We start from the raw sequence: 12,841 nt of genomic DNA, 5'->3' as shown, positions 1-12,841 counted from the left end.
GTCCACGGTTTCGGAATTTTGGCTTTAAAAACGGTAACTTAACCCGACTGACACCAGCTCGCTACGATTGTCGGCTCCGGCGCAGTTGGTGCAATAACCGGTGACGGCGCCGGTATTCGAATCCCGGTAGAGCGTATCCCCGCGCACCTCCGCATAATCCTGCACGTCATAGCGCGCCAGCAGGCCGAGTTGTCTGCTCAGGCGGTATTCGATGCTGATCTCATAACTGCTCATCTCGCCGGGACTGAAGCTGTCTTCGAAGATCAGATCGCGCAGATAATGATGATCGATGGCCGCGACATCGACCTGATTGCTGTAAAGGTAGCGGGCCCCAAAGCGCCAGTTGAGGGTTTCGCCGGTGAACCTGAGTCCGATATAGGGTACCCTGAAGCGCTGCTCATAACTGATCACCGGCTGGCCGGGTGTAAAGCTGCCGCTGTCGTCCCGGAAATTGCCGCTGCTTGAATAGATATAGCTGCCCCCGTAGCTTTCCCAGGCCCACAGCTCCTGCTTGTAACCCAGCACGCCGGCCAGTTCCATGGACTCACTGCCAGTCAGTTCAAAATCCAGGCTGATATCCCAGGCCCAGGCCTCGGTGACATCGGTATCCTCGTGATGCGACCAGTGCGACCAGTCCCTGTTGGTATAGACCCAGTCATAATCGTCCATCACGGCGTCACCGGCAGTGATCCCCAGGCGCCCCTGCAGGTTGAGCGTCACCAGGCCGAAACGGGCGCTGACCCCGGCGCTCAGCATCGGCAACTGGCGGGTCTCCCAGATAAGCTGACTCAGCTTGTAATCCGTCGGCCAGCTGGAAGGCTGCCCGTAGACCAGCTCGTTGGCCTTGCCCTGCGCCACGCCGGCACTCACATACGCCTCGGCCTGTCGGTCGCGACTGGCCCAGTTTGCCCGCTCATCAAACAATTGCGCCTGGGCCGGCACAATGATAAGCCCGGCCAACAAAAAGACACCGGTACGGATGGAAAACGGTTGTAAAAACATCCTGTTATTCCTTCTTCCTGTGGTTCGTGGAAGGAGAATAACCGAATCGGTAAAACAGGAAAACAAGGTCGCCGAAATTCAGCCAACCTGGTCCAGGTAACGGGGACGAAACTGCACCCCCAGCTCGCTGGCGATTTTCTCACACGCCGGGATGCTGACCTCGTCGAGCCCCTCGATGGCCGTAAGAGTCACGTCAATCCCTTGCTCACGGGCACGACGGGCGAAGTTCTGCAAAGCCAGGAAAGCGCCATGGCGTTTGGGACGACAATGGTAATCGTAGAGTTGTTCGTCGTGGGCATTGAGGGAGATCGACACCGCATCCACCACCTGTGCCAGGCGCGGCGTCACATCACAACCATGGACCAGGTTGGCCAGCCCGTCTGTATTAACCCGAATTCTCGCTCCTTGCTGTTTGAGGGCGTCGGCGACCGCCAGCAGAACATCCAGGCGCAGGGTCGGCTCGCCGTAACCACAAAAAACGATCTCGTTATAGCCGGCGGGATCGCCAATCGCCGCCAGGATCTGGTCGACGTCCGGCTCATTCTGCAACCAGAGATCGTATCCCTGTACCTCCCAGCTACCGTTGAACTTGGGACAAAACCGGCAGCGCAGTGTGCAGTGCCAGGTAATGTTCAGATAACAATTCCCGTGCAGGCGATAGGCCAGTGTCTGTGGCGGCTGCTCCAGCACCTGTTTTGTACCCTGCATCGTTCCCACTCTCCTCTGTCGCTCAATTCATCGAGTTTAGCCGTCCACTGTTTTCATTCGTTGACCTGGATCAATTGAGCTCTCCGGCTTCTCCAGTAGCCTGCATGGTTCTGTTAAAACAACCGTTGTTTTGAGCCCGGCATGACCCTCTGCGAATACGTCAATACCTTCGGCCAGATGATGCTGAACCGCTATCACGAGCGGGTCCACAAGCTGGCCATCGATGCCGGTTTTACCTGTCCCAATCGCGACGGTACCCTGGGTCGCGGTGGCTGCACCTTTTGCAATAACGTGTCCTTCAGTCCCAACGGCCGGCAGCCCGATCCGGTTAACGCGCAACTGGAAAGTGGTCGGCGTGTGCTCGCCAAACGCACCGGGGCAAAAAAATTTCTCGCCTACTTTCAGGCCTATACCAACACCTACGATGATGTGGCAGTACTGAAACAGCGTTACGATACGGCCCTGTCACAACCCGATGTCATCGGCCTGGCCATCGGCACCCGTCCGGACTGCGCACCCGAGAAGGTGCTGGATCTGTTACAGGACTATCACGATCAAGGCTACGAGATCTGGCTGGAGCTGGGCCTGCAATCGGCCTTCGATCACTCCCTGCAACGGGTCAACCGCGGCCACGGTTTTGCGGAATATCAAACGGCGGTGCGCGCCGCCCGCCAGCGGGGACTGCCGGTCTGCACCCATCTGATTCTCGGCCTGCCGGGGGAGGATCCCGAACATGCCCGTCTCTCATTACACCGGGTACTGGAAGAAGGTGTCGATGGGTTGAAGTTGCATCCCCTGCATGTGGTCAAGGGCACCCTGTTGGCCAATCAATGGCGACGCGATGAATACCGGCCCTGGTCCCTGCAGACCTATATCGGGACGGTGGCCGATCTGGTGGAAATGACCCCGGTCGAGATTGTCTACCATCGGCTGACCGGGACCGCCGCCAGCCACATTCTGCTGGCGCCCGAGTGGTGCAACTGGAAATGGAAAGTCCTCAACGGGATCGAGCAGGAACTGGCGCGCCGCGGCACTCGCCAGGGCCAGCACTCCCCGCAGGTGGCCCTGCCATGATGAACCGGGCAATGACGAATCGGATCGAACTGGTGGCACCGGCAGGCAGTTTCCCGGCCCTGCGCAAGGCGGTCGACAGTGGCGCCGATGCAATCTATTTCGGTTTTCGCGATGCCACCAACGCGCGCAACTTTCCCGGTCTGAACTTTGATAATACGACCGCCGGCGATGCGGTCGCATACGCGCACCGCCACGGTTGCAAGATCATGCTGGCACTCAACACCTATCCCCAGCCCGCGAGCTGGTCCAACTGGACCCGGGCCGTCGATCAGGCGGCGGAACTGGGGGTGGATGCCCTGATCATCGCCGATACCGGCCTGCTGCACTATGCCCGGCAACAGCATCCCGATCTGCGTCTGCACCTGTCGGTGCAGGGCTCGGCCACCACGCATGAGGCAATTGCTTTTTATCGGGATGAGTTCGCTATTCAGCGGGTCGTTCTGCCGCGGGTGCTGTCATTCAGCCAGGTCAAACGCATCATCGAACAGACCGATGTGGAGATCGAAACCTTTGCCTTCGGCTCGCTGTGTGTCATGGCCGAGGGGCGTTGTTATCTTTCCTCCTACGTGACCGGCGAATCACCGAACACCTGTGGCGCCTGCTCGCCGGCGAGGTCCGTGCAGTGGCATGAGACACCACAGGGCCGCGAGGTGCGGCTCAATGGCGTATTGATCGACCGTTATCAATCCGGCGAGAGTGCCGGGTATCCCGTGCTGTGCAAGGGTCGTTTTGAGGTCAACGATGAACTGGGTTACGCCATCGAGGAACCGACCAGTCTGTCGGTGCTCGATATTCTGCCGCAGCTGGTTCGCAGTGGCGTCAGTGCCATCAAGATCGAGGGGCGCCAGCGCAGTCCGGCCTATGTCGCCCAGGTCGTCAGCGTTCTGCGCCAGGCGCTGGACGCCGCGCAACAGGATCCCGAGTCCTATCGCGTTCGCGACGAATGGGTGCAACAACTGGATAAACTGGCCGAAGGCAGCACGCATACCCTCGGCGCGCTGGATCGGCAATGGCAATGAAACTCGCGCTTGGCCCTCTGCTCTATTTCTGGCCCCGCGAACGGGTCGAGGCCTTCTATCGCCAGGTTGCCGACTGGCCGGTGGATATTGTCTATCTTGGTGAAACGGTCTGTGCCAAGCGGCGCGAGCTGCGGCTGAATGACTGGCTGCGCATCGCCCGCCAGCTGCGCGATGCCGGCAAAGAGGTGATCCTTTCCACCCTCGCGCTGATCGAGGCCGAGTCGGAACTGGCCGGCTTGCGCCGTATTGTGCACAACGGCGAGTTTCCCGTCGAAGCCAACGACATGGCGGCCGTGCAGCAACTCAAGGGACAACATTATATCGCCGGCCCGCATCTCAACATCTACAATCCTGCCTCGCTCTCGCTCCACCACCAACTGGGCGCAACCCGCTGGGTGATGCCGGTGGAGTTATCACAACAGACCCTGCGACAGATGCAGCTCAACAAACCACGGCAGATGGAGACCGAGGTCTTTGTCTTCGGACGCCTGCCACTGGCATTTTCGGCGCGCTGCTTCACCGCCCGCGCCTGCCACCTGCCCAAGGATCACTGTCAGCTGCGCTGCGGTGAGTATCCCGACGGGCTGGCTATGAACACCCGGGAGCAGGAGGCCTTTCTGGTTATTAACGGCATCCAGACCCAGTCCGCCACCACCTGCAACCTGGTGCGGGCGATCCCGGCCCTGCGTGAACTGCAAACCGATGTCCTGCGACTCTCGCCCCAGTCACAACACATGCAAGAGATCGTCGCCCTCTACTCCCGGGTGCTGCAAAACAGGCTCGATCCCCATGAAGCCGAACACCGGATTAACACACTGACCTGCGGCGCCCCGGCCAACGGCTACTGGCACGACAGCCCCGGCATGCGGTGGATCGAACAGCCTCAGCCCTTCAGGGCCAGGAGCTGACGAGTGAGCTGAGTGAGCGTAGGAAATTATTCACCACGAAGACACCCGGACACGAAGAAGTCATTAATAACAGACTTTGTGCCTTGGTGTCTTCGTGGTAAGGCTTTCAGGATCTGTCCTCGTCCCTCGGACCTGCCAAACTGCCAACGGCAGTTTGGCGGCATGTAGGCCCGATTTAGCGCAGCGGTATCGGCACCTGCGGATTGCCGGACACCGCTGCGCTCAGTCCGGCCTACTCACTTCAAACAGGGACGAGGAAATTATTCACCACGAAGACACCAGGACACGAAGAAATCATTGATAACAGACTTTGTGCCTTGGTGTCTTCGTGGTAAGGCTTTCAGGATCTTATCCTCGGCCTTCGGCCCTGCCAAACGGCCAATGGCAGTTTGGCAAGACGCTTGCCCAGCACCGCCTGAAAATGGGCCTCCCAGTCATAGTCGAGACTGTCCAGCAGGTTCTTGATGTAAAGACCGGTTTCGGTCTCCCCCTCGATCTCCAGTTGCCGGTTGAAAAACAGGGTATCGGGATCTTCCTGGCGGGCGGCCAGTTGCCAGAAATGTTCCAGCCTTCCGCGGATGCAGACATCCCGGTCCTCCCGGCCGACATTGCCGGTGCGATAGAGGCGTCCGCGCCGGAGGGTAAAATTCAGTAGCGTGGCGCTGTCGGTGATCTCGATAGCCAGCCGCTTGCCCTCAAGCGCTTCGAGTTGTCCGGCAATCGTCTGTCCCCGGAGTAAATGATTGAACAGGCGTGAAAGTAGTTCTGTTTGCAGCGCGGCCGGCGTGAGGCGAAAAGCCAGCGACAGGGGTTGTAGCGGGATCGGCATGGCTCACCCTCCGGGGACAGACAAACGCCTAGCCTAGCGTTCGCGGTAGCGGTGGCGATTGATCCTGATCAAGAAAATGAATCTGGAACAGCCGATTGCCGGACACCGCGTTGCTGTGTCGGGTCTATCACTTGATCCATCCTGCGCAGGGTGATCGGGTGTCGGAAACTTTTATTTAATTCCCGGACTGTATTGTCTCTCAGCGCAATACACCTCTGGGCGAGGTATAGTTATCCAGGACGGTAATATAATTAACCCGCTCATAGGCACCGGGATCGGGCGCGTTATGGTAACTCATGCTGCCCTTGATCTGGCTGACCGAGTCGTACTCGTATTCTTCCAGCCAGTGATGCATTTCGCCCAGAATCACGGACAGATACTCCGGCCCTTGCTGTAACAGCACACTGCATAAATGCACCACGTCGGCTCCTGCCAGCAACGCCTTGATGCCATCGCGTGCGTTATGAAAACCGCCGGTCATCGCCAGCGACAGGTTAACCCGTCCATGCAACAGGGCCGCCCAGCGGATTCGCATTAACGACTCATACGGCATGGACAGTTGCAATGCCGGCTCGACCATCAGTTGCTCCGGATCGATGTCCGGCAGATAAAAGCGGTTAAACAGCGCCACCCCGGCCGCCCCGGCCTGTTCCAGGCGACTGATAAAATGGACCGGCGAGCTGAACTGGGGGGAAAGTTTCAGAGTAATCGGAATCGTAACGTGTTGTTGCAACGATTCCAGCAGATCGATATAACGCTGCTCCACGTCATTACCGCTTTCCTCGCCATTGCCGGCGATATAATAGACGTTCAGCTCCAGCGCATCGGCGCCGGCCTGTTGCAACTGTTGCCCGTATTCCAGCCAGCCGCCGGCGGTGGTACCGTTAAGGCTGGCAATGACGGGGATATCCAGTTCCTGTTTTATCCTCTGCAGGTACTCCAGGTACTCGTCCTGGCAGGTCTTGAAGTCATCCGGTACCGGATGAAAACTTTCCATCTCACCAAAGCCGATCGACTGGTGATGAATAAAACGATCCAGTTCCTGTTCTTCCTGATCGATTTTTTCCTCAAACAACGATGGCAGAACAATCGCCGGGGCACCGGCCTCGCGCAATCGCATCACCGAATCACGATCACCGGTCAGTGGCGAGGATGAAGGCACCAGCGGGTTGGCGAGCTTCAGGCCAAGATACTCGGTCGTCATATCCACCATCTACGCGTCCTCCGTCGATTTGTTGTTATCCTGTTTCAGCTTTGCCTTGACGGCCGAAACCCGGGTTGCCCCGTCCCACTCCAGCTCGGACAGCTGCTTGTAATAATGGTAGCGATGTTGCACCTCCTGCTGGGCCTCGGCCAGGAACCGCTCGGCGTCCTGCGGATGGGTATGCCACAACATGCTGAAGCGGGTTTCGGTTTGCACAAATTCCCGGTAGGGAATCGACGGTTCACCGGAATCGAGATGCAGCGGGTTCTTGCCCTGGGTAGCGCGCGCCGGATCAAATCGGAACAGGGGCCAGTGACCGCTGTCGACCGCCAGGTTTTGCTGGCGATGGTTATTGGACAGATCCACGCCGTGGGCGATACAGGGCGAATAGGCGATGATCAGCGACGGACCGGCGTGGGCCTCGGCTTCGAGAAACGCGCGCAGGGTCTGGACATCCTTGGCTCCGTAGGCCACATGCGCCACATACACGTTTTCATAATCCATGGCCAGCAAGGCCAGGTCCTTTTTACCGGTCGGTTTGCCGCCGGCGGAGAACTTGGCGACAGCGCCGCGCGGTGTCGCCTTGGAGGTCTGGCCGCCGGTGTTGGAATAGACCTCGGTATCCAGCACCAGGATATTCACGTCGGCGCCTGTGGCCAGCACGTGATCCAGCCCGCCATAACCGATGTCGTAGGCCCAGCCATCGCCACCGATAATCCAGACACTCTTGCGTATCAGATTTTCGGCAAGCTCCTGCAGGGTCTGCGCCCGCGCATCCTTGAGTTTTGCCAGTTGCTCGCGCAACTGTGCGACCCGCTGGCGTTGATCATGAATGCCGGATTCGCTTGACTGATCGGCGTTTAAAATCGCCTCGACCAGTTCGTTATCCAGCTGATCGCGCAATGCCTGAATCAATTCGCGCGCCTGCTCGCGCTGCTTGTCGACCGCAATGCGCATCCCCAGGCCAAATTCGGCGTTGTCCTCGAACAGCGAGTTGTTCCAGGCCGGGCCGCGCCCTTCCCGGTTGGTGGACCACGGTGTGGTGGGCAGGTTGCCGCCGTAGATGGAGGAGCAGCCGGTGGCATTGGCCACCAGCATGCGATCGCCAAACAGCTGGCTGGCCAGTTTCAGGTACGGCGTCTCGCCGCAACCGACACAGGCACTGGAAAACTCGAACAGCGGCTCCATCACCATGGAGCCCTTGAGCGTGGTCACCTTCAGCTCGCGCCGATCATATTCCGGAAGTTCCAGAAAGAAATCAAAGTTCTCCCGTTCCTGCTCACGCAACGGCGGTTGCGGCGCCATGTTCAGCGCCTTGCGACTGGCGTTGGATTTGTCGTGAATCGGACAGATATCCACGCACAGGCCGCAACCGGTACAATCCTCCGGTGCCACCTGATAGCTGATCATCATGCCTGCGGGAAAGTCCTTGCCCAGCATCGAATGGGCCTTGAAATCTGACGGTGCGCTTTTCAGTTCTGTCTCACTGAATATCTTGCTGCGGATCGCCGCATGCGGACAGACCAGCGGACACTTACCGCACTGGGTACACAGCTCAGGCTCCCAAACCGGGATCTCCAGCGCCAGGTTGCGCTTTTCATACCGCGCGGTCCCCAGCGGATAACTGCCATTGGCCGGTAACCGGCTGACCGGCACATCATCACCATGGCCGGCAATAATCTCGCCGGTCACCTGTTGCACGAAGTCGGGCGCCTTCGCCGGTACCGGCCGCGCGACATCGAACTCGCTATCCACCTGGCCGGGAATAGTCACCTCATGCAGGCGCGCCAGCGTTTCATCAATCGCCTTGAAATTAATCTCGACAATCCGCCGGCCTTTTTTGCCATAGGTCTTTTCCACCGCATCCTTGATCGATTTGATAGCTTGTTCCTGCGGCAGGATACCGGAGATGGCGAAAAAACAGGTCTGCATGACGGTATTGATACGCTTGCCCATCCCCGCCTGCTCGGCAATGGCATAGGCGTCGACGGTATAAAAACGAACCTGTTTGTCGATGATCTGTTGCTGCATTTTACGTGGCAGGCTTTGCCATACCCGGTCAGCCGGCTCCGGCGAGTTGAGCAGAAACACGGCGTTTTGCTTTGCCTTGTCGAGCATGTTGAAACGCTCGAGAAATACCGGCTGATGGCAGGCAACAAAATCGGCGTCGTTGTCACCGATCAGATAGGTGGAGCGGATCGGCTGAGAACCAAAACGCAGATGCGATACCGTAACCGCCCCGGCTTTTTTCGAGTCATAGACGAAATAGCCCTGGGCATACAGGTCGGTCGATTCACCGATGATCTTGATGCTGTTCTTGTTGGCACTGACCGTCCCGTCGCTGCCCAGTCCGTAGAACATGGCCTGGAATGTCTGTGCATGGGCGTCGGTACGAAAAGCCGGATCCCATTCCAGGCTGGTATGCGTGACATCGTCGTGAATTCCGATGGTAAAGTGATTTTTCGGTTTATCCCCGCGCAGCTCGTCGAACACCGCCTTGATCATCCCCGGCGTGAACTCCTTGGAAGAAAGCCCGTAACGGCCGCCAATCACGGTCGGCATTCCGTCAAACCGGCATTCGCCGCTGCAGTAATGCTGGGCCAGCGCCGTGACCACATCCTTGTACAGGGGCTCACCGTCGGCACCCGGTTCCTTGGTGCGATCCAGCACCGCGATTTTTTTAACACTTGTCGGCAGCGCGTGAATCAGGGCGTCGGCCTCAAAAGGCCGATAGAGCCGGACCTTGAGCAATCCGACTTTTTCACCCTGATGATTGAGATACGCCACCGTTTCCTGGGCCGCCTCGGCGCCCGAGCCCATCAGGATCATGACCCGCTCGGCCTCCTCGCTGCCGACATAATCGAACAGCCGATACTGGCGACCGGTCTGTTCGGCAAAGCGGTCCATCGCCTGCTGCACAATACCGGGCAGTTTTTCATAAAAGGGGTTGACGGTTTCCCGCGCCTGAAAATAGACGTCCGGGTTCTGCGAGCTGCCGCGCAACACGGGGTGTTCGGGCGAGAGGGCATTATTGCGGTGTCGCTGCACCCATTCGGGGCGGATCATCGCCGCCAGCACCTCATCGTCGAGGCCCTGCAGCTTGGCCACCTCGTGCGAGGTGCGAAAACCGTCGAAGAAGTGCACCATCGGCACCTGTCCCTCCAGGCTGGCCGCCTGGGCGATCAGGGCCATATCCATGACCTCCTGGGGTGAGTTGGCGCACAGAAAGCCGAAACCGGTCATGCGCGCGCTCATCACATCACTGTGATCGCCGAAGATCGACAGGGCCTGACAGGCCAGCGAACGGGCGGCCACATGAAAGACCGTCGGGGTCAGCTCCCCGGCGATCTTGTACATGTTGGGGATCATCAACAACAGCCCTTGCGAGGCGGTGAACGTCGTGGTCAGGGCACCGGCCTGCAACGCGCCGTGAATCGCGCCGGCGGCGCCGCCTTCACTTTGCATCTCAACGATATGGGGTACTGTGCCCCACAGATTGACCTGGCCGCGCGACGACCACTCGTCCGCCCATTCGCCCATCGGCGAGGCCGGCGTAATGGGATAAATGGCGACGACTTCATTGAGCTTGTGTGCGACGGTGGCGGCGGCCTGATTACCGTCGATAGTCAAAGTACGGGGTTCGGACATGATACAGGGGATCCCTTCAAGGCTGACTGACACCGTTAAAGATAGATCGCCTGTGGACCAGCGTCTATTTCTTTATACGATTACCCGGGTATCAGGTCCCCCGGAGGCGCACTCACTACGGCTTCCATCTGATCGAAGCATGCCCGGGAGACGCTATTCAACCCGCCTGTTGTTGATCCGCATCATGATAGGCCAGAAACGTGGCGGCTCCCTCCGCACCCAGGTATTTTTTCAACAGCCTGGGATCGGCCTGGCGCAGGTCCACCCGAATCAGGCCATCGACACAGTACTGGAACCGGGGATCCACATTGAAGCCCAGCAACCGCCCCCCAGCTTCAGATATTGTCGAATCAGCACCGGTACGCCCTTGTCATCCTCCTCGATCTCGGCGATCAATGTCGATAGTTCATCCACGCTGATATCTTCGCGCAACATCGTATTCCAGCCGTCTTTCCAGGCGGTTCGATAGGGATAACGCGGTTTCACGTGTCGACCCAGTGTCCCGTCGAACAGGTTCTGTTTCAAAAACCGGATCAACAGGCGCTGGGACATTCCGCTGTAATCATTACTGATGCTGACGGGGCCGAACAGATTGGCATACCGCGGATTTTTCGCCACATAATGGCCTATCCCTTTCCATAACAACATCAATGGTGAAAAATTGCGCTGGTATTCGGGTCGCACGAAGGAACGCCCCAGCTCCATAGCCGGACTGATCTGTTGCAGGAAATGGCGACTGTAGCGAAACAGTGAATGACTATACAAACCACGACGCCCGTAATTGCGCAAAATCTCATCAACCAGCCCCAGTCGATAGCCCCCGACCACCTGCTTCTGCCGGCTGTCCCAGACAAACAAATGCAGATAAAAACGGTCATACAGATCGATATCACTACTCTTGCCGGTGCCCTCTCCCACCGATCTGAAGCTGATCTCGCGCTGACGACCAATCTCCTGTAATAACAGGGGGATTTGCGCGGCCCTGGCATACCAGACCTGTAACTCACCCGAGGTATCCAGCCGCTGCTCTTGTGGCAGCGTGCTCAATTCCTTTTCAAGCTGCACAGCATCCATCGGCGGCAGAATCGATGCCAGCGCATCATCCCCCAATATTGACCGATCACTGTTAATTCCGCCTTCACTTTGCGACAAAAGACAGGTTCGCATACGCAAATACCCCGCCAGATCCGGCATCCTCTCGAATCCGACCAGCCTTTTTTTATCGAACGGCTTGCCGATGCGTAAACTTACCGTGCCGTGTGATTTATTAAGCAGTTCGCGTGGCAGTAACAGCGTCTTGCATATCGGGGGTAATAGCCCGGCCAGGCAAAACAGGTGACTGTTGTGTCCGGCGAACTGGATTGGAACCACACTGGCATCACACAGACGGGCGAGACGCGCCACCGACGCATCCCAGGGCCCTTCGCTGATCGACAGATTTGCCCAACGTCGTGACGCTACATCGCCGGCCGGAAACATGACCAGCAAACCACCCTGTTTCAACCAGCGGCTAGCTTCGCGCATCGCCGTGACATTCTGTCGCGTTGCCGCTTTGTGTCCATAAGGATTCACACCCAGAAACACCGGTGCCAGCTCCGGGATCCGGTTTAGCAGGCCATTGGCCATAATCTTGATATCCGCACGCCGCTGGCTTAACAGATCGACCAGTAACATGCCTTCGAGGGCACCGAACGGGTGATTGGCCACCACAATGGCCGGACCGGTTTGCGGGATATTCTCAAGCCGACCCGCTTCGATGACATAATCAATGTCCAGGTTCTCAAACGCTTGCTGAACAAATGCTTGCGGGTCGGCGGTGGGTTCCAGATCGGCATAACGCCGCGCCAGTTCACGCAAACCGAACAGTGACTCAAGCGTATTTTTCATCAGCCGGAACGGCCGATAACGTACATGCTTGCCAAAAACCTCGTCGAGTGAAAAAGGGTTACAGGGTTTGTTATTGAGCGTTGCAACTGCCATGGCCTGATCCTGAACAATTCAAACGGGATCAAGCCTGCACTGCGATTATGTAAGCTGATTGAACGTGTGATGACAGATTTATGAACGAGGGAGAGGATAACCCGGAACACTCCCGGACCGGCCCTGCCCTGGTGAAGTCTGTGAGCCACTGTGGTGAAGCCTGCGCAACCATTTACCCACAGTGACGAAGCTGGAGAGGAAGCGGACCCTGTTTAGATAACGGATTTATAACGCAGAGGACGCAGAGACGCGGAGTCGCAGAGGATCTAAAATGTATGCCATACACATTGGGACATCATTATTGTTTCTCCGCGCCTTTGTTGCGCGATGTACAGGGATGTACAAGTGTCGCTGGAGGCAGGATGCCGGGAGTGACCCTCTGCGTCCTCCGCGTTATTTTCCAGAGAATCTAAAAAGCGGCCTGGCCTTAGCCGTAGATTCAGCCTGGGTTCTCTTATGGATTCCGGCT

The 12,841-nt window shown here is 58.0% G+C and carries 10 protein-coding genes; 3 read left to right on the top strand and 7 right to left on the bottom strand.

The genetic code is table 11. The features are described from left to right. Positions 1-24: 24 nt before the first annotated feature. Both U5K34_RS03820 and U5K34_RS03815 read right to left on the bottom strand, forming a co-directional pair. Positions 25-1,002 carry an omptin family outer membrane protease gene (locus U5K34_RS03820; RefSeq protein ID WP_322564161.1) on the bottom strand — a complete coding sequence of 326 codons (978 nt, stop codon included), beginning with the start codon at positions 1,000-1,002 and terminating at the stop codon, positions 25-27. A gap of 78 nt (positions 1,003-1,080) precedes the next feature. Beyond that, on the bottom strand, positions 1,081-1,710 hold the full coding sequence (locus tag U5K34_RS03815) for a TatD family nuclease-associated radical SAM protein (RefSeq protein ID WP_322564162.1): 630 nt from the start codon (positions 1,708-1,710) through the stop codon (positions 1,081-1,083). A gap of 141 nt (positions 1,711-1,851) precedes the next feature. Between U5K34_RS03815 and U5K34_RS03810 the strand changes: the two genes are divergently transcribed. The 3 genes from U5K34_RS03810 to ubiV are packed head-to-tail and all read left to right on the top strand — an operon-like array spanning position 1,852 to position 4,711. Further along, positions 1,852-2,784: a TIGR01212 family radical SAM protein gene (locus tag U5K34_RS03810; protein WP_322564163.1), complete on the top strand. Its 933-nt coding sequence runs from the start codon at positions 1,852-1,854 to the stop codon at positions 2,782-2,784. After that, positions 2,781-3,803 carry a ubiquinone anaerobic biosynthesis protein UbiU gene (gene ubiU / locus U5K34_RS03805; protein WP_416224015.1) on the top strand — a complete coding sequence of 341 codons (1,023 nt, stop codon included), beginning with the start codon at positions 2,781-2,783 and terminating at the stop codon, positions 3,801-3,803. The genes U5K34_RS03810 and ubiU overlap by 4 nt, the downstream gene beginning before the upstream one ends. Next, positions 3,794-4,711, top strand: a complete 918-nt coding sequence (gene ubiV / locus U5K34_RS03800; RefSeq protein ID WP_322567179.1) for a ubiquinone anaerobic biosynthesis protein UbiV — start codon at positions 3,794-3,796, stop codon at positions 4,709-4,711. Before ubiU ends, ubiV begins: the two co-directional genes overlap by 10 nt. A gap of 340 nt (positions 4,712-5,051) precedes the next feature. Here the strand turns inward: ubiV and ubiT are convergent, their stop codons facing one another. The 5 genes from ubiT to U5K34_RS03775 form a co-directional block, all read right to left on the bottom strand. Further along, entirely contained in the window at positions 5,052-5,540 is a 489-nt protein-coding gene (gene ubiT, locus U5K34_RS03795) for a ubiquinone anaerobic biosynthesis accessory factor UbiT (protein WP_322564165.1), read from the bottom strand. 199 nt (positions 5,541-5,739) lie between these two features. Beyond that, a complete protein-coding gene (locus tag U5K34_RS03790) occupies positions 5,740-6,753 on the bottom strand; it encodes a dihydroorotate dehydrogenase-like protein (protein WP_322564166.1) in 1,014 nt (337 codons plus the stop codon). Further along, positions 6,754-10,392: a pyruvate:ferredoxin (flavodoxin) oxidoreductase gene (gene nifJ / locus U5K34_RS03785; protein ID WP_322564167.1), complete on the bottom strand. Its 3,639-nt coding sequence runs from the start codon at positions 10,390-10,392 to the stop codon at positions 6,754-6,756. A gap of 157 nt (positions 10,393-10,549) precedes the next feature. After that, complete coding sequence (locus tag U5K34_RS03780; protein ID WP_322564168.1) at positions 10,550-10,699, bottom strand: hypothetical protein; 150 nt, start codon at positions 10,697-10,699, stop codon at positions 10,550-10,552. Continuing rightward, the gene (locus U5K34_RS03775) at positions 10,663-12,372 is read right to left on the bottom strand and encodes a lysophospholipid acyltransferase family protein (RefSeq protein ID WP_322564169.1); all 1,710 of its coding nucleotides are present in this window, start codon (positions 12,370-12,372) and stop codon (positions 10,663-10,665) included. The genes U5K34_RS03780 and U5K34_RS03775 overlap by 37 nt, the downstream gene beginning before the upstream one ends. Positions 12,373-12,841 lie beyond the last annotated feature (469 nt).

The organism is Thiohalophilus sp. (genome assembly GCF_034521165.1).
Taxonomy (GTDB): Bacteria; Pseudomonadota; Gammaproteobacteria; order UBA6429; family Thiohalophilaceae; genus Thiohalophilus.
The sequence above is the reverse complement of the archived record's forward strand: the minus strand, read 5'-3'. Positions and strand labels throughout refer to the sequence as shown.